13 protein-coding genes and 1 pseudogene are annotated in these 16,054 nt (G+C 66.1%); 7 read left to right on the top strand and 7 right to left on the bottom strand.

Annotated features, from left to right (window positions below):
* The first annotated feature begins 12 nt into the window (after window positions 1–12).
* From E4L98_RS31260 to E4L98_RS05050, 3 genes are all read left to right on the top strand, one after another.
* On the top strand, window positions 13–339 hold the full coding sequence (locus E4L98_RS31260; protein WP_205746663.1) for an SUMF1/EgtB/PvdO family nonheme iron enzyme: 327 nt from the start codon (window positions 13–15) through the stop codon (window positions 337–339).
* Window positions 332–673, top strand: coding sequence for a formylglycine-generating enzyme family protein (locus E4L98_RS31255; RefSeq protein ID WP_135200493.1), 342 nt, complete (start codon window positions 332–334; stop codon window positions 671–673). The genes E4L98_RS31260 and E4L98_RS31255 overlap by 8 nt, the downstream gene beginning before the upstream one ends.
* 296 nt (window positions 674–969) lie before the next feature.
* The gene (locus tag E4L98_RS05050; protein WP_167761280.1) at window positions 970–1,770 is read left to right on the top strand and encodes a formylglycine-generating enzyme family protein; all 801 of its coding nucleotides are present in this window, start codon (window positions 970–972) and stop codon (window positions 1,768–1,770) included.
* A 2-nt stretch (window positions 1,771–1,772) separates the two neighbouring features.
* Here the strand turns inward: E4L98_RS05050 and E4L98_RS05045 are convergent, their stop codons facing one another.
* The 5 genes and pseudogenes from E4L98_RS05045 to E4L98_RS05025 all read right to left on the bottom strand — a co-directional run bounded on the left by E4L98_RS05045 (window position 1,773) and on the right by E4L98_RS05025 (window position 11,250).
* The gene (locus E4L98_RS05045) at window positions 1,773–3,995 is read right to left on the bottom strand and encodes a hypothetical protein (protein WP_135200481.1); all 2,223 of its coding nucleotides are present in this window, start codon (window positions 3,993–3,995) and stop codon (window positions 1,773–1,775) included.
* Window positions 3,996–4,016: 21 nt separating this feature from the next.
* Window positions 4,017–6,923: a type VI secretion system Vgr family protein gene (locus tag E4L98_RS05040; protein ID WP_135200480.1), complete on the bottom strand. Its 2,907-nt coding sequence runs from the start codon at window positions 6,921–6,923 to the stop codon at window positions 4,017–4,019.
* An 87-nt stretch (window positions 6,924–7,010) separates the two neighbouring features.
* Complete coding sequence (locus E4L98_RS05035) at window positions 7,011–9,239, bottom strand: xanthine dehydrogenase family protein molybdopterin-binding subunit (protein ID WP_135200479.1); 2,229 nt, start codon at window positions 9,237–9,239, stop codon at window positions 7,011–7,013.
* A 128-nt stretch (window positions 9,240–9,367) separates the two neighbouring features.
* A pseudogene (locus E4L98_RS05030) lies at window positions 9,368–9,847 on the bottom strand ((2Fe-2S)-binding protein); the annotation flags it as partial.
* The gene (locus E4L98_RS05025; RefSeq protein WP_135200477.1) at window positions 9,844–11,250 is read right to left on the bottom strand and encodes a c-type cytochrome; all 1,407 of its coding nucleotides are present in this window, start codon (window positions 11,248–11,250) and stop codon (window positions 9,844–9,846) included. The pseudogene E4L98_RS05030 and the gene E4L98_RS05025, both read right to left, overlap by 4 nt.
* Before the next feature lie 181 nt (window positions 11,251–11,431).
* Here E4L98_RS05025 and E4L98_RS05020 point away from each other — a divergent pair, with 181 nt between their 5' ends.
* On the top strand, window positions 11,432–12,427 hold the full coding sequence (locus E4L98_RS05020) for a YeiH family protein (protein WP_135200476.1): 996 nt from the start codon (window positions 11,432–11,434) through the stop codon (window positions 12,425–12,427).
* 9 nt (window positions 12,428–12,436) lie between these two features.
* The gene (locus E4L98_RS05015; protein ID WP_135200475.1) at window positions 12,437–13,321 is read left to right on the top strand and encodes a LysR family transcriptional regulator; all 885 of its coding nucleotides are present in this window, start codon (window positions 12,437–12,439) and stop codon (window positions 13,319–13,321) included.
* On the opposite strand, the gene grxC is transcribed toward E4L98_RS05015, so the two are convergent.
* On the bottom strand, window positions 13,318–13,575 hold the full coding sequence (grxC, locus tag E4L98_RS05010) for a glutaredoxin 3 (protein WP_135200474.1): 258 nt from the start codon (window positions 13,573–13,575) through the stop codon (window positions 13,318–13,320). The two genes, E4L98_RS05015 and grxC, sit on opposite strands and share 4 nt — an antisense overlap.
* A gap of 138 nt (window positions 13,576–13,713) precedes the next feature.
* Between grxC and E4L98_RS05005 the strand changes: the two genes are divergently transcribed.
* A complete protein-coding gene (locus E4L98_RS05005; RefSeq protein WP_135200473.1) occupies window positions 13,714–14,292 on the top strand; it encodes a hypothetical protein in 579 nt (192 codons plus the stop codon).
* On the opposite strand, the gene E4L98_RS05000 is transcribed toward E4L98_RS05005, so the two are convergent.
* Complete coding sequence (locus E4L98_RS05000; protein WP_135200472.1) at window positions 14,280–15,239, bottom strand: GlxA family transcriptional regulator; 960 nt, start codon at window positions 15,237–15,239, stop codon at window positions 14,280–14,282. The genes E4L98_RS05005 and E4L98_RS05000 overlap by 13 nt on opposite strands.
* A 155-nt stretch (window positions 15,240–15,394) precedes the next feature.
* Here E4L98_RS05000 and E4L98_RS04995 point away from each other — a divergent pair.
* Window positions 15,395–16,054 (top strand): SDR family oxidoreductase (locus E4L98_RS04995; RefSeq protein ID WP_135200471.1); only part of this gene is annotated, 660 nt, incomplete at its 3' end.

Here is a 16,054-nt window from a genome sequence, read left to right as displayed (position 1 = left end):
TGCAGAAACAGATTGGCCAGCAAAAGACTGACGACTCCACCTTGCGGCGTACCTCGCGTCCTTTCGACAAGCGCGCCATCCGCCAATCAGGACGAGGAGGCAAAGATTTATCGCAAACCGCGTCGGCCCGCTGGCGTCAGCTGGCAAGCGGCAAAAGATTATTGCGCATGGTTGGCCAAACAGTCAGGCTTACCTTACGACTTGCCGACGGAAGCGCAATGGAATACGCGGCGCGAAGCGGGGGCAAGCGCCATCTGTATCCAACCAATAATGGCGAATCCCGCCCTGGAGAAAATACCCCCACGTTTGCTCAGTTGGATAAGGCGGGTGGCTGATTGATGTCGGCAGTTATCCTCCAAACCCGGCGGGGATCTACGATCTTCGCGCGGGTATTCGGGAATGGGTGAATGATTGGTACGATGCGAAATATTATTCGACCTCACCGCAGCAGCAACCCAAGGGACCCAAGACGGGCAACTTGCACGTCCTCCGGGGTTATTTTGGCAGTGATACGTCCGCGATGAGCATCAAACGTTGGGTGCGGGATGATGGCGCCCCACATGGTGTCAGAAGCCCTTCGGGAGAAAGCCATGGACATGGGGGCGAGGAGGTTTTCCCTGCAAAATATTCCGGTCCCGCCGACGCCACGTTTTGCTGCGTGCTGAATCGCTAGCTAACCTGTCGCCCCGGGTGCTGTCGTCATATCGTCAAGCGTTGAACTCAGCAGGTAGAGGGCATCAATCACCCCAACAGTAAAGCCGGGAATCGTTTTCGATGACATAATTGTGTGCATCTTATTTTTCCATCGTGCCTATGCGTCCCGTCCCAATCTCTGCAATATTGCTCATCACTCTTGCTCAGTTTGCGCATGCGGGAACTGAGCCCGAACTCCTGCCTGACGGAAATTGGCAAGACCCGCCCCCAAGCTCCGCCTCTATTCAAGAGTTGGTAGCGTCATCCCGGGAAAACATGATTTTTTTTACCAAGGGTGCATTTGACATGGGTGACTGGGGGCCGGAGGTGAATCCGGGCGGATTGGCTTTTGATAGTGCAACGAACTCAAAACCATTGCATAAGGTACAGCTTGATGCGTTTGCCATTTCGAAATTCCCGGTTACATACAAACAGTTTGATTTGTTCACTGCCGCGGTGCGCTTACCTCGGATCAACCAGGAAAAAATAGCGCAAAAATATCGCAAACCAGATTATCCGGCGGGCGTCACTTGGCAAGGAGCCAAGGATTATTGTGCATGGCTGGGCCAGCAAGCAAATCTTAAAATGGACTTACCAACCGAAGCGCAATGGGAATATGCTGCCAGAAGTGGCGGCAAACGCCACCTGTATGCCACCAATAATGGACGCTTTGAAGCCGGAAGAAATGTGCCATCGTTCGCCGACAGACAAAGCCACGGCGGACTGGTTGCTATTGATAGTTATCCGCCTAATCCCGCCGGAATTCACTACATGGGGATGCTGGTAAGAGAATGGGTACTTGATTGGTATGGAGAACGTTATTACGAGACGTCACCAGAGCTAAATCCTACCGGCCCTTCGCAAGGCAGCGAGCACGTGGTCAGGGGCTTCCTGGGCAGCGATACCAGTGCCATGACATTTCAACGTTGGGCCGGCAAAGATGACGGCCAGGTAGGTTCCTGGACTGCCTACAGCGGGGCGCCAACTTTTTCAAAAAAGCAGATCCCCTACACGAAATATTCTAGCTCCCGGGATAGCGCCTTCAGGTGCGTCGTAAAAACGGATAAGCCGCTCTGAATTCAAGCCATCGCATACATGGCGTTTTCCACGCCCATCGTTGCATAAACAAATTCAGGCTCGCTATTCCAGATGAATGGTTGACTCAACATGGGTGTGGTAACGTTGGCCAGACGGACTTGCGCATCTTGCAAATCTCCTGCGTACGGCGTGTTTTCGAGGCAAGCAGCGATCATCGCGTACCCGGCAGACTTGTCCTGTTTGTCGCCCAACGATGCCGTCATCCGCTCAGCCACAGTGTCCAAATGATTGATGGTTTGTGGTGCGCTGAGCAACGAGGCCATCAAGGCCGGGGCCTGGTCGCGCAGGGCCGGATTACTGCTCATCGACACGGCAGCAATTTGTCGGCCTAGTTGTCCCAGCACTTCAGGTGGTGCGTAACTTAGCCAGCTGCCGGTAGTTTTATCGAGTTCAGTACGAACACGATGCAGAAACTCCAGCGCTTTGGAAGACCCTGATTCAATGGCATCGTTTATTTCGTTCATCACGTTATCGAATTCCGCTTCCAACCTATCGATCTGTTTGTTTGCATACTCCTTGATGTCTTTGCCGGTAGAAATAATAATATATTTAACCTGACAGTAAGCCGTGTATGCCTCCTGGCTGATCGCATCCCCCAGCTTGTGATAATCAATCCGCTTCAGGTGATACGCCACGCACTTGAAGAATTCGCCGATGGTGTCGGTGCCGGCTTCGAACTTGATCGAGCCCTCGCCGCCCAGGCCCAGGCAGGCGCCGAGCTTGGCGTAGATGACGAATTTGCCGTTCTCGTGCTTGATGGCGAAGGCGCCGCGGATGCCGGCGCCGGCCGTGCCGGCCACGCCGGCATCGACCTTGGCCATGTCCTTGTATTCGGCAATCGCCTTGCCCGGCTTGACCTTGAGCGGCTTGCCGTTGCTCTCCGCGCCTTCCGGGTTCAGCCATTGCAACGCGCCCTTGGCGTCGAGGCCGGCGCGGGCGCCGGCAAACGCGTCGATCTCGCCGTCGGCGCCGACGCGCGCCTTGGCGCCGCTCTTGTTCTTGTTTTTGGCCGGGATGCCTCGTATGCCTTGCTTGCCGCCGGTGACGCTGACCTCCACCCCCAGTTCCACCGCGACGCTGGCGCCCACGCTGCCTGACAGGATGATTTCGCCGTACAGCCGCCAGTAGCCGAACTCCACCGTTTCGCCGGCCAGCGGCGCGGTGGCGTGGTAGCCGGCGTAGTGCGGCCAGTAGACCTCGGTATGAATGCGGCCCTCGGCCACCGCAAAGGCGGCGTTGGCATTCGCCTTGAGACCGAATTCGGCCGATTTGAGGCCGCGTTTTAACCGGCTCGGCCAGTTGCGGTCGCGCTTGTCGAACAGGTTGCCCTGGAACGGTTTGAAGTTGACCGCCAGGCCGGCACCGCCGGTGTAGCGCATCAGCTGCGCCTCGGCCGACAGGTCGATGTTGCGGTGTTCGTCCTTGGGATTGTGGTTGAATTTCTTTTGCAGGTCGTCGGTTTCGCGTTCGATGAACTTGGCGATGTCGCCATTCATGGTGCGTGCCCATTCCGTCAGCACGCCGGTGTAGGCATCGGCATCGTCCGGCTTGAGCTTCCACTCCTTCTTGAAATTCTTGGACTGCGCTTTCTCGGCGATGCGATGCTTGATTTCTTCCGTATTCAGCTTGCCGCCTTTGAACACCTTGTCCTTTTCGCGCTTGGCTTTTTCGCCCGAGACCAGATACAGACGTTTGTCCGCCAGCACCTTTTTGATCTTGTCGCTGGTGACATAAATCGGTACGCCCTTGTCCTTGGACTTGTACCTGGGCGTGCGCAACGACACCAGCTCGATCATCTTGTTGCCGCCCTTGGCATCGAGCTTGTCGAGCGGCTCCAGCTTTTTCTTGACGTCGTCACTGGCCTGTTGCATCTCGTTAAGGGCCTGGTTCAACGCGTCTTCCGCCTTTTTCATGTCGGCGGCGACATTGGCTTTTTGCGCCTCGCGCAGCACCAGCGCCGCTTCGCTCACCTTCTGGTTGGCGGCCTGCAACGCGGCGATCTTCTTGCTGTGCTCGTCGGCCTGGACGTGCAGTTCGCGGAACTCGAATGGGTACAGTGCCAGAAAGGCGTTCTGCTCGGGCCAATATACCAGCTCGCCCTCGCCGGGATGGACCTGAGCGTCGATGAAGGTGCCGGCCGGGACGTTGGTCACGCCGCTGGCGTGGGGCTCGGTCGCTGCCGCGGTTTCGGTATCCAGACTCATAAATATGTGCGCGATAAACAGTTAATCGTGATCGGGCAGGAACAGCTTGATCGGCTCGGCCTTGCCGGTGAACAGGCGCTGGGTACGGCCTTCGGCATCGGTGACGCCTTCCAGCACTTGGCCGCTGGCGGACTCCATCCGGTAGCGCACATTGGCCATCAGCTCGCCGGTTTTCTCATCGCGCACCACGAAGGCTTCGTTGTACAGATCCTTGGCCTGCGGCAGCACCGGTTTACCCGCGCTGCCGTCCGCCGGCCCGGTCAATTCTTTCATGCTGGCCTTGAACGCCATCGTGCCGGGGCCATGGACCATGATGTTGCCGCCTTCCAGCTTCAGATAAGCCCCCTGCGCGGTCAGCATCACATGCTGCTTGCCGGCCACCGTCACGCCCTTGCCGACGCTGGCCACCGTGATCAGCTTGTCCGCCGTCAGCCCGGTCGGGCCCGACTGGCTTTGTGCGCTGAGCTTGCCGCTGGCCGCGTGCAGCTTGATGCCGGTTTCCTGATTGGGCTTGTCGGCGCTGCCGGCCTTGCCGTAGCTGAACAGACTGATGCCATCCTTGACCGTGTGCAGGCTGTTGCCCTGGGCCAGAAAATTCAGATCCTGTCCGGCTGTCAGGCTGGTACTGCCGCCGGCGCGCAGCACGGCGCTGGCCGGCGTGACCGCCGCGATGCCGGCCGGGGCCGACAGTTGCAGTTGCGCCGCGCTGTAGGCGGCCGCCTGCGCCTTGCCGTCGGCACCGGCCTGCGTGCTGCCGGCCACCTTGCCGCTGGCGGCCAGATCGGCGATCGCCGGCAGCTGTTCCGGCGTGGTGCCGGCCTTGCCGCCCTTGAGCACGGCGTTCTGCTTTTGCGCCGAGTCGGCCAGGCTGAGTTGCAATTCGTGACTGGCCTCGATCTGCGCCTGCGCCTCGCGCGAGTCCAGATGCGCGCCGGCGCCGCCGTTGCGCGCATCGGCCGACAGCAGCAGGCCGCGGCCGGCGCGCACGGCGGCGCTGTGCTCGGTCTTGAGCTCGGCGCCGAAGCCGGCGGTGGCCAGGCGCTGGTTGTCGGTCTGGTGGCGCAGATGGCCGAGATTCAGTTCATCGGTGCCGCGATGCGGACCGGCGTGCCGCTGCAACGCCAGCCGCGGCTCGCCCGGACTGTCGTCGAACACCAGCTGGCTGTAGGCGCCGCTGCCGCTCTGGCTGGACGCCATGGTCTGCGACTTCAGCCCCGACAGCACGGCCGCGTGGGCATGCGCGGCGGCCGTGCCGGGGAACCAGGCCGGCGCATTGCCGGTCGCGGCGCCGGCGCCCTGCGCCACCTGGTTGTGCTGGGCGTCGTCCTGGCCCTTGCCGTTGTAGACGCTGCCGAGCACCACCGGCCGGTCGATATTGCCGTCGATGAAATCGATCAACACCTCGCTGCCCACGCGCGGCACCGCCACCGCGCCCCAGTTCGCGCCCGCCACCGGCGCCATGGCGGTGGCGATGCGCACCCAGGTGCCGGCGCTGTCGTCGCCGGGCGCGCCGCTGTGGCCATCGTTGGGATGGTTGAGGCGGCTATGGCTCTGCTCGCCGCGCTGCCAGTGGAACTGCACCTTGATGCGGTGGTCGCGGTCGGTGTGAATCACCGCGCCGGCCGGACCGACCACGATCGCGGTCTGCTGGCCCTGCGCCGTCGGACGAGGATGCAACAGCAAACCGTGGCCATCCTCATTGCTGCTGCGGTAGGGGATGTCGCTGCGGATGGCATCGATGCGATTGCGATACAGCGGCCGTTCACCCTTGCCGGCGCCGACCGCGTGCAGGCTGCCCTGCTGTTCTTCATCGATGGCCTGTGCCAGCGCCCCCACGCCCAGCGCCTTGTCGATGGCGCTGCGGGTGTCGGCGCTGAGGTTGTTGTGCGCCATGTGCACCACGCGCAGCAGCACCAGGTTGCGGCCGGCCTCGTCGCCGGCATCGAGCTGGGCCTGGCCGTTCAGCGTGAACGTGGTGCCCGGGCTCAGCGTGCGCACGGTGCCGGCACCGGTGTGGACTTCGCGCCCCGCCTCCAGCGCCTGGGCCTGGCGGTCGGCGACGCGCTGGCCGTGCTCGCGCGAGGTGTAGGCATAGGCGCCCGGCGTGTCGCGGCTGAGCGGCGCGTCGGCTGCGGCCGTGGGACTGGCGGCGCTGACGCTGCGGGTGTTGAGGCTGCGGTAATCCCAGCTGTCGAGGCTGACGCCGCCGGCGGTCCAGCGCAGCTCGGTACGCCAGCGGTCCATGCTGTCTTCCGCCATGACGGCGCCAGGCTGGGTGAAGCGCACCTGCGCCTGGGCATTGGGCCGGAAGCTGTCGTTGCTGTCGGCGATCACCAGCGTGTGGCTGCCGAATGCAGGACTGTCCGGATCGCCTACGTGCTCGAAGTAGTAGAACAGCCCTTCCTCGTGCATCAGGCGCTCGGCAAAGGCCAGGTTGGATTCCTGGTACTGGCAGGTCAGCGAGCGCACGGTGTACAGGCTGCGGTCGGCCACATCGTAGCGCCAGGCCGGGGCCAGCCTGCCGACGTCCTGCCAGCCGTTGAAGATTGCGTCGAGGATGTCGAACACGTTCTTGTCCTGGAACACGCGGCTGTCGCGGCCGGCGGCCAGAAAGGCGTACCACGGCCCGATGGTCAGCTCATAGCGCGCCAGCCCGCCATCGGCGCCCACCTGGCGGGCAGCGGTGACGTGGCCGTGAAATGGGCGCATGGCGCCGGTGGTCTGCAGCTGCAACAATACCGGCTGGCCCAGCAACGATTTCAGCGCGATGCCGGCGTCCGGCGACAGCGCCGACACGGTCAGCCGGTAAGGCCGGCTGATGGCTTCCTCGCCGCGCAGGCACTCGGCCACCAGCGCATCCGCGCCCAGGGGCGTGGACAGCTGCAACAAGCGGGTATCCTGGGTTAGACCGTTCAGCAAGGCTGACATGACCATATATCTCCGGCAACGAATTACTTTTTTGGCATGTTATTAAGCCAGAGTTTGCCGAACGGAACAAGGCGAGCACAATTGAAATCACAACTGCGCGCGGACGCGCTCGCGGCGCAGCGGCAGATCGCGCAGGCGCACCCCGGTGGCGTCGGCCACGGCATTGGCCAGGGCGGCGGCGGCCGGTCCCTGCGCCGCTTCGCCGGTGCCGAGGAAGGGTTGGCCGGGACGGTCGAGGATGTGCACCTCGACCCGGTCCGGCATCTGCGGGAAGCGCAGGATCGGGTAGCCGGCCCAGTCGCGGCTGGTGATGCCCAGCGCGTCCCAGCTGACTTCCTCGCACAGGCTCCAGCTCAGCGACTGCAGGATGCCGCCTTCGATCTGGTTGCGGATGCCGTCGGGGTTGACGGCCTCGCCGCTGTCCACCGCCGCCACCGCGCGCGTCACGCGCACGTAGCCGGACTCGCGCGCCACTTCGACTTCCAGCGCGATCGCCGCGTAGGCGCCCAGATTCTTGTAGCGGGCGAAGGCGTAGCCGCGTCCGCGTCCCGGTTTGCGCTGATAGGCTTGCCAGCCGAAGCGGTCGGCCGCCTCGCGCATCACCGCCTGCGCGCGCGGATCGGTCATGTGGCGCAGGCGGAAGGCTACCGGATCGCTCTGCGCCAGGCGCGCCAGTTCGTCCATGAAGCTTTCGATCGCAAACACGTTGCAATAGGCGCCCAGCGAGCGCAACGCCGACACCCGCATCGGCGCCCGCGGCAGGAAGTGGTGCGTGACCTGCAGGTTGGGCAGCGCGTACAGCGGCACGGCGTTGCGGTCGCCGCCGCCTTCCGGCTGCGGGATCGGCTTGGCCGGCGGCGGCGCGAATGGCTTGGCCAGATGAGTGGCGGCCAGCAGGTTGCCGGCCTTGCCGGGCCGCGCGTTGTGCGGCGGGCTCCAGACCTGGTACTGCCAGCCGATGATGGCGCCACCGGGGTCCAGCGTGGCCTGCGCCTCGGCCACCATCGGCGGTCCGTAGGGTTCCCAGCCGTGTTCATCTTCGCGCATCCACTGCACCCGCACCGGGCGGCCCGGCAGGGCGCGCGCCAGCAGCACGGCGTCGGCGGCGACATCGTCGGCGCCGTTGTGGCCGTAGCAGCCCGCGCCTTCCATGTGGATGCAGCGGATGCGCTCCTCCTTTACGCCCAGCATTTCCGCCAGCGCCGTGCGCAGCGGGTAGACGCCCTGGCTGTGGGTCCACACGGTATAGCTGCCGTCGACGTATTGCGCCACCGCGCAGGACGGACCGAGCGAGGCGTGCAGCTGGAACGGGCGACGGTAGCGCGCCGTCAGCGTCCGTGCTGACGTGCCCGGCGTGCCGGCGGCGCTGGTCGTGCCGACCGTCCCCTGGCGCGCGATCACCGTGGTCTGCGCGGGCGCGGCCAGCAGATCGTCGTACAGCGCGCGCTGATCGGGCAGCGGTGGCGCGGCGCTCCAGCGGCAGGCTTGCGCCAACGCGGCGGCGGCCTTGATGGCCTGGTATTGGCCGTCAGCGACGACGCCAACGAAGCTGCCGTCGCGCACCACCTGCAGCACGCCGCGGCGTTGCCGCACTGTGGCGTCGTCCAGCGCCAGCAAGCGCGCCCCCGGGGCCGGCGGACGCACCACGCGCGCGTGCACCATGCCGGGCAGGCGCAGGTCGTGCACGTACGCGGCGCCGCCGCTGACCTTGGCCGGGATATCGATGCGCTGCAGCGGTTTGCCGACCACGCGGTGCTGCGCCGGGTCGATCAGCGTGGATTGCGGCTGCGCCCGCACGTGCAGCTGCTGGCCGGCCAGCAGTTCGCCGTAGCCGACGCGGCGGCCGTCCGGCGCGGTGATGACGCCGTCGGCCACCCGCAGCTGCGCGGCCGCCACGTCCAGCCGTTGTGCGGCCAGGCCCAGCAACAGGACGCGCACCTGGGCGGCGGCATGGCGGATGGCGGTGCCGCTGTCCTGCATGGAATGGCTGCCGGCCGTGTATTTCTCATCGGGCGTGCGGACGGTGTCGGCGGTGATCAGGGTAAGGCGCGATGGCGCCACCAGCAGTTCTTCGGCGGCCAACTGCAGCAGCGCGGTCTTGATTCCCTGCCCGAGCTCGGCCTTGCCGGTGCAGACGGCGATGGCGCCGGCGGCATCGATGCGGATCCAGGCGTCCAGCATCGGTTCGGTCTTCAGGCTGCCGGGCAGGCCGGGCTTGTCGGCGGCCAGCGCCGGCCCCAGGGGGAAGCTCAGCACCAGCGCGCCGCCGGCCGCGACGAAACGGCGGCGCGATGGCGATGACAACGGCGCACTCATTGACGTCCTCCGGTCGCCGCGGCCAGCTTGGCCGTCACCGCCTCGCCCCGGGCCGGGGTCTCGTCGGCGCCGTTGTCGGTACGAGCTGAGGCCTGGTGAGCGCCGTCGGCTCCGGCGGTGCGGGCGTTGGTCGCGGGCGCCGGCTTGCTCGTGTGATTGGCCGCGCGGTGGATGGCGCGCAGGATGCGCATGTGGGTGCCGCAGCGACACAGGTTCAGCGCCATGTGCTGGCGGATCTCGGCATCGCCGGGATGCGGGTTCCTGTCGAGCAGCGCCTGCGCGCGCATGATCATGCCGGCGATGCAATATCCACACTGCGCCGCCTGCTCGTCGATGAACGCCTGCTGCAGCGGACCGGGCTGCTGCGCGCTGCCCAGCCCCTCCACCGTGCGCACCGCGCGCCCGCCCAGCGCCGCCACCGGCAGCAGGCAGGACATGACGGCCGCACCGTCGACAATCACCGTGCAGGCGCCGCACTGGCCGAGGCCGCAGCCGAACTTGGCGCCGTTCAGTTGCAGCTCGTCGCGCAGGATGTACAGCAGCGGCGTGTCCGGCTCGGCCCGCACCGTGTGCTGGCGACTGTTGACAGTGATGGTGTAGGTCTTCATGGCTGTTTGACGGTGCGAAGCGCGCCGGGCAGGTCGGGCCAGGGCGGCTGGTGGGCGGCGGCCTGCCGCAGATAGGCGGCCAGCGCCAGCACCTGCTCGTCGCTGAGTTCGGCGGCGAAGCCGGGCATCCAGCGGCCGGGCTGGTTGTCGGCGGGACGGACGCCGTCCCGTATCAGGTGCAGCAGGCTGCGCGGGTCGGGATCGTAGAGGGCCACCGCCAGCGGCAGTTGCAGCGCGCCACCGGAGCCGGCCTGACGGCCCTGATCATGACAGCGGGCGCAAGCGTCGGCATACACTTGCGCGCCGGCCTGCAACTGCGCATCGCCTGGCTGCGGCGGTGACGCTCCTCGCGACGTTACGGTGTCCGCGCCGGCTTTCGCCTTGCCGAGCGGCGTTCCGGCCGGCGGAGGCGGCGTCGCGCCATCCACGGACGCGCCCGCCGATGCGAGGCGCGCCGAAGCGGTCTGCGTCCGGCCGCCGACCGCAGCCGCTGACGTCGTCATTTGCGATGCGATATAGACCGCGATGGCGCGAACCTCATGCTCGTCGGCCCGCGCCAGGCTGGCGGTCACGCCCTGCATCGGTCCGGCCGCGATGGCGTGATCGGCCGCGATGCCGGTGCGCAGATAGGCAGTCAGCTGCGCCACGTTCCACGGCGTGGGCGATGGCGCATTGCGGTTCAGCGCCGGCACGTACCAGTTTTCGGCCTCGCCGCCGCCCAGATAGCGGCGCCGGTCCTCTCCGCCCAGCGCGGTGCGCGGCGTGTGGCAGGCGCTGCAATGGCCCAGCGCCTCGACCAGATATGCGCCGCGATTCCACTCGGCACTGCGGCGCGCATCGGTCGGCACGCCGCCATGGTCCAGATACAGCAGGTTCCAGCCCGCCAGCAGCGGCCGGAAGCCGAACGGGAAACGCAGCCGGTTGGCCGGCGTCTCCATGCGCTGGGGTTCGCGCGTCATAATGTAGGCGTACAGTGCCTCGATATCGCCATCCGCCAGGCGGGTGTAATGATCGTAGGGAAAAGCCGGATACAGCAGGTGGCCGTCGCGCGCCACGCCGTCGCGCAGGGCCCGCGTGAACGCCGATTGCGGCCAGGCGCCGATGCCGGTGGCGCGGTCCGGCGTGATGTTGGTGCTGTAGACCGTGCCGAACGGCGTGCGCACGCCGACGCCGCCGGCCAACGGTCGTGCCGGCGTCGCCGTATGGCACACCGCGCAATTGCCGATCGCCGCCAGCCCGGCGCCGCGCGCCACCAGCGCCGGATCGAAGCGCTGCGGCGGCCCCTCGGACAGCGGTGTGATGGCCGGCCGCCAGACCAGCAGCAATGCCGCCACCGTCAGCACGAACAGCAGCAGCAGTGGCCACAGCCACCTTGCCCCTCGCTTGCGCGGCGTTGCGTTCATGCCCGGTCCTGTGCTGTGTGGTCGGCCGACTGTAGCCGCGCTGCGGTCCCGAGTCTGTTAGCTTGCGCTCACAGCCAAATCATTCACCAAAATCGAACAATTCGTAAAAAACATATCGATGGACCATGGCCTTATGCGCTTTCATACTTTGCTTATTCGGAATCGTCATAAGGAGCACCAGATGCGCACCAAAATCATCCCCGGCCTGCTGCTGTGCGCGGCCGTCACGCTGGCCGCCATCGGCCTGGAAAAAACCGAAGCCTGGCTGTTCGGCCGCGCCTGGCTGGAAAGCCTGGTGCTGGCGATCTTGCTCGGCACCACCATTCGCACCGTCGGCCGGCTCGGCCCGCGCTGGGACGCCGGCATCCACTTCAGCGCCAAGACGCTGCTGGAACTGGCGGTGCTGCTGCTGGGCGCCTCGGTCAGCGCCGGCGCCATCCTCGCCAACGGCTGGCTGCTGCTGGTCGGCATCGCCGCCGTGGTGGTGCTGGCGATCCTGTGCAGCTACGCCATCGGCCGTCTCAGCGGCCTGCCCAGCAAGCTGGCGATCCTGATCGCCTGCGGCAATTCGATCTGCGGCAACTCGGCCATCGCCGCCGTGGCGCCGGTGATCGACGCCGACGGCCAGGACGTGGCCGCCTCGATTTCCTTCACCGCCGTGCTGGGCGTGATCGTGGTGCTGACGCTGCCGCTGATGATGCCGCTGTTGTCGCTGTCGGCCATGCAGTACGGCGTGTTCGCCGGCCTCACCGTGTACGCCGTGCCGCAGGTGCTGGCCGCCACCAGCGCCGTGTCGCTGACCAGCGCCCACATCGGCACCCTGGTCAAGCTGGTGCGGGTGCTGATGCTGGGACCGGTCGTGTTGTTGCTGTCGCTGTTCGGCCCGCGCGCCGAGCGCCAGCGGCCGGCGCTGTCGCACCTGCTGCCGTGGTTCATCGTCGGCTTCCTCGGCCTGATGGCGCTGCGCACGGCCGACCTGATTCCGCAGCTGCTGCTGGCGCCGGCGCACGTGACGTCGAACGCGCTCACCGTGATGTCGATGGCGGCGCTCGGTCTCGGCGTCGACGCCCGCTCCGTGCTGCGCGCCGGCGGCCGGGTTACCATGGTGGTGGTGCTGTCGCTGGCGGTGTTGTCGGCGATCAGCCTGGGATTGATCCATCTGCTGCATATCGCCTGAAAGACCACCATGACGCTGGAACAGCTGCGCATCTTCATCGCCGTCGCCGAACGCGAACACCTGACCCAGGCGGCCGACGCCCTGGCCTTGACGCCATCGGCCGTCAGCGCCTCGATCCGCGCGCTGGAAGAACGCTACGACACGCCGCTGTTCCACCGCATGGGCCGCGGCATCCAGCTGAACGACGCCGGCCGGCTGTTCCTGGCCGAGGCGCGCGCCACGCTGGCGGCCGCGCGCAACGCCGAGCTGACGCTGGCCGAACTGGCCGGCCTGCAGCGCGGCGCGCTGGCGGTGCATGCCAGCCAGACCATCGCCAGCTACTGGCTGCCGCCGCGCCTGATGGCTTTCCACCGCCGCTATCCGCAAATCACGCTCAGCCTCACCATCGGCAACACCACCAGCGTGGCGCAGGCGGTGCTGGACGGCGCGGCCGACCTCGGGCTGGTGGAAGACGATGGCGTGGAGGACAGCGAACTGGCGGTGACGGACGTGGCGCAGGACCGCATCGTGGTGGTGGTGGCGCCCGCTCATCCCTGGGCCGATGGCCGCGCCATCGGTGCTGACGAGCTGCTGGCCGCCGACTGGATCATGCGCGAACCCGGGTCCGGCACGCGCTCGGCGGCGGAAACGCGCCTGGCGGCACTGGGCGTGGCGCCGTCGCGGCTGAAGGTGGTGATGGCGCTGCCGTCCAACGAGGCGGTGCGCAGCGCCGTACTGGCCGGGCCGTACGCGACGGTGGCCTCGGAACTGGTGGTGGCGCCGCATCTGCAGGCGGGACTGCTGCGTCAGGCCACGTTGGCGCTGCCGCCGCGTCCGTTCGCGCTGCTGCACCACCGCCAGCGTCACCAGAGCCGTGCGGCCCAGGCGCTGGCGCAGCTACTGCGTGAAGCTTAAGCGGCGGCCAGCGCCGCGTCGAACTGGCCGGAACGGTCCAGCTTGACCAGATCGTCGTAGCCGCCGATGTGGCGCGCGCCGAAGAAGATTTGCGGCACGGTGCGGCGGCCGCTCAGCTGCATCATTTCCTGCCAGGTGGCCTCGCTGGCGCCGGCGTCGATCTCGTTGGCGATCACGCCCTTGCTGGCCAACAGGCGCTTGGCCATGCTGCAGTAACCGCAATGGGCGCTGGTGTAGATGGTGACTTGAGCCATGATGTCCTCCTGTGTGGTTGCTCTTGATGGGTCCAGTATGCGCCATCGCCCGGCCGGCGGGAATGCTTGAAAGCGCCAGGATTTTGCTTATTCGTCGCACGCGGTATCATGTGTCATCGCCGACTCGCCGACTGCGCCATGAACCAGGCCGAACTCGATCTCTTCAACGACAAGCTGGACGCCCATGCCCGGGAAGTGGAACGCTTTCATGGTGAAGTCGCCAACCTCACGCGCCAGATCGGCAACTGCGACAAACTGGTGCGGCTGGCCAATTCCGGCCTGGGCCAGATCGACCAGAAGATCGCCGAGGCGGTGCGCGTCAACGCCGAGGCGCTGCAGGCGGCCGACCATGCCGCCACGCAGGCCAGTCAGGCGGCCACGCTGGCGACCCGGGCCGCCGTCGACGACATGGTCAGAACGCTGGGCGCTGCCACCGAGGCGGCGCGCAAGACCAGCCTGTCGCTGAATCTGCTGCAGTTCAAGACCGGCGGCTGGATCGCCGTCTACACCGTATTGGTGCTGCTGTGCTGTCTGGCCACCGGCTGGCTCACCAGCTGGGCGCTGCGCGGCCAGGCGCTGACGCCCGATCAGGCGCACTACATCGAACTGGGCAAGGCCCACGAAGCGCTGCTGGCCAACGCCAGCGACAAGGAGCTCAAGCAGATCAACGCCATCCGCAACCGCGCGCCGAAAACCAAACCCGCTCAGGACAAGTAAATGTGCTCGTTGCGCAGCCGCGCCTGCTGCACAAACACCTTGGGCGGCTGACCGTAGGCGCGCAGGAAGGCGCGGCGCAGGCGTTCCTCGTCGCCGAAGCCGGTCATCTCGGCGATGCGGCCGACCGAGGAATGGCCCTGCTCGATCAACTCGTGCGCCGCTTCCACGCGCAGCTTCTCGATCGCCTTGGCCGGCGCCATGCCGGTCTGGGCCTGGAACATGCGGCTGAAATGGCGTGGGCTCCAGTGTACGCGCGCGGCCAGCTCTTCCACGCTCAACTCCTTGTGCAGATGGTCGCGCGCATACAGCAGCGCCTCCTTGACGCGGTCCGAACTCGGCTCGATCTCGGCGATGGCGGAAAACTGCGACTGGCCGCCGGTACGGCGGTGATAGACCACCATCGCGCGCGCCACCTTGCGGGCGATGTCGCTACCGAGGTCGCCCTCGACCATGGCCAGCGCCATGTCGATGCAGGCGGTGACCCCGGCCGATGACCAGATCGCGCCTTCCTTGACATAAATCTTGTCCTCGTCGACCACGACGGCCGGGTGCAGCTCCTGCAGGCGGCGGCCGATGGCCCAGTGCGTGGTCACGCGCTTGCCGTCCATCAGCCCGGTCCGGGCCAGGATGAAGGCGCCGGTGCAGATGCTGGCGAGGCGCCGCGTGGCGCCGGCCGCCGCCTTCAGCGTGGCTTCCAGCTCCGGCTGCGGCGCCGGTTCATGGGTGGCGCCGGCCACCAGCAGCGTGTCGTAGCCGCCCCAGCCGACGGGCTGGCTGTCCAGCGCCACGCCGCTGGAACTTTTGATCGGACCGCCGGCCACCGACAGCGTGGCCAGCTCATACAGCGGCTGCGCCAGCTGCGTGTTGGCGAATTCGAACACGGTCAGCGCCGCCATGTCCAGGGCCTGGAAGCCAGGGTAAATCACAAGTCCGATACGCTTGGTCATGGCGATGTCCATCGATGTCAATAACACGCATTTTAAGACAAATTAATCTGCCATGCAGCCGATTCACGATGTCCTAAATTGCGTTAAACATGTCCTAACGGACACGCCGCCGGGGTTCAGAATGGACTCATCCAATCCACTTCAAGGAATACATCATGAAAACCAGCGGAAACACGATCTTCATCACCGGCGGCACCTCGGGCATCGGCCGCGGCATCGCGGAAGCCTTCCACCGCCAGGGCAACCAGGTCATCATCAGCGGCCGCCGCAAGGCCCTGCTGGATGCAGTGACCAAGGCCAATCCCGGCATGCACAGCGTGGAGCTGGACATCCAGGATCCGGCGCAGATCAAGGCCGTGGCGGCACAACTGGTGAAGGACTTCCCCAAGCTGAACGTGCTGTTCAACAACGCCGGCATCATGCCGTTCGACGATGCCGCCGGCGAAATCGACGATGAAACCGCCGTCTCCACCATCACCACCAACCTGCTCGGCCCGGTGCGCATGACCTCGGCCCTGCTGCCGCACCTGAAGCAGCAGCAGGACGCGGTGGTGATCCACAACTCCTCGGTCCTGGCGTTCGTGCCGCTGGCCAGCACCGCGGTGTATTCGGCCACCAAGGCGGCGATGCACTCGTACGCGCTGTCGCAGCGCTTCCAGCTGGCCGGCAGCGGCGTGCGCGTGGTGGAAGTGGCGCCGCCGTGGGTGGATACCGACCTGATCTACAAGAGCGGCGACGCGCGCGCCATGCCGCTGCCGGACTTCGTCGCCGCCACCATGACGGGCCTGGCCAGCGGCAAGGATGAAGTCTATGTC

The organism is Duganella callida (assembly GCF_004614165.1).
Classification (GTDB): domain Bacteria; phylum Pseudomonadota; class Gammaproteobacteria; order Burkholderiales; family Burkholderiaceae_D; genus Rugamonas; species Rugamonas callida.
Note: the sequence above shows the minus strand (reverse complement) of the source record. Positions and strands in the feature narration are given on the sequence as shown.

Bases quoted from the DNA above. Each gene is read 5' to 3' on its own strand.
- E4L98_RS05015 (WP_135200475.1), top strand. From the start codon at position 12,437: ATGACGCTGGAACAGCTGCGCATCTTCATCGCCGTCGCCGAACGCGAA.
- E4L98_RS05035 (WP_135200479.1), bottom strand. From the start codon at position 9,239: ATGAGTGCGCCGTTGTCATCGCCATCGCGCCGCCGTTTCGTCGCGGCC.
- E4L98_RS05000 (WP_135200472.1), bottom strand. From the start codon at position 15,239: ATGACCAAGCGTATCGGACTTGTGATTTACCCTGGCTTCCAGGCCCTG.
- E4L98_RS05005 (WP_135200473.1), top strand. From the start codon at position 13,714: ATGAACCAGGCCGAACTCGATCTCTTCAACGACAAGCTGGACGCCCAT.
- E4L98_RS05020 (WP_135200476.1), top strand. From the start codon at position 11,432: ATGCGCACCAAAATCATCCCCGGCCTGCTGCTGTGCGCGGCCGTCACG.
- E4L98_RS05025 (WP_135200477.1), bottom strand. From the start codon at position 11,250: ATGAACGCAACGCCGCGCAAGCGAGGGGCAAGGTGGCTGTGGCCACTG.
- E4L98_RS05050 (WP_167761280.1), top strand. From the start codon at position 970: ATGATTTTTTTTACCAAGGGTGCATTTGACATGGGTGACTGGGGGCCG.
- E4L98_RS05040 (WP_135200480.1), bottom strand. From the start codon at position 6,923: ATGTCAGCCTTGCTGAACGGTCTAACCCAGGATACCCGCTTGTTGCAG.
- grxC (WP_135200474.1), bottom strand. From the start codon at position 13,575: ATGGCTCAAGTCACCATCTACACCAGCGCCCATTGCGGTTACTGCAGC.
- E4L98_RS05045 (WP_135200481.1), bottom strand. From the start codon at position 3,995: ATGAGTCTGGATACCGAAACCGCGGCAGCGACCGAGCCCCACGCCAGC.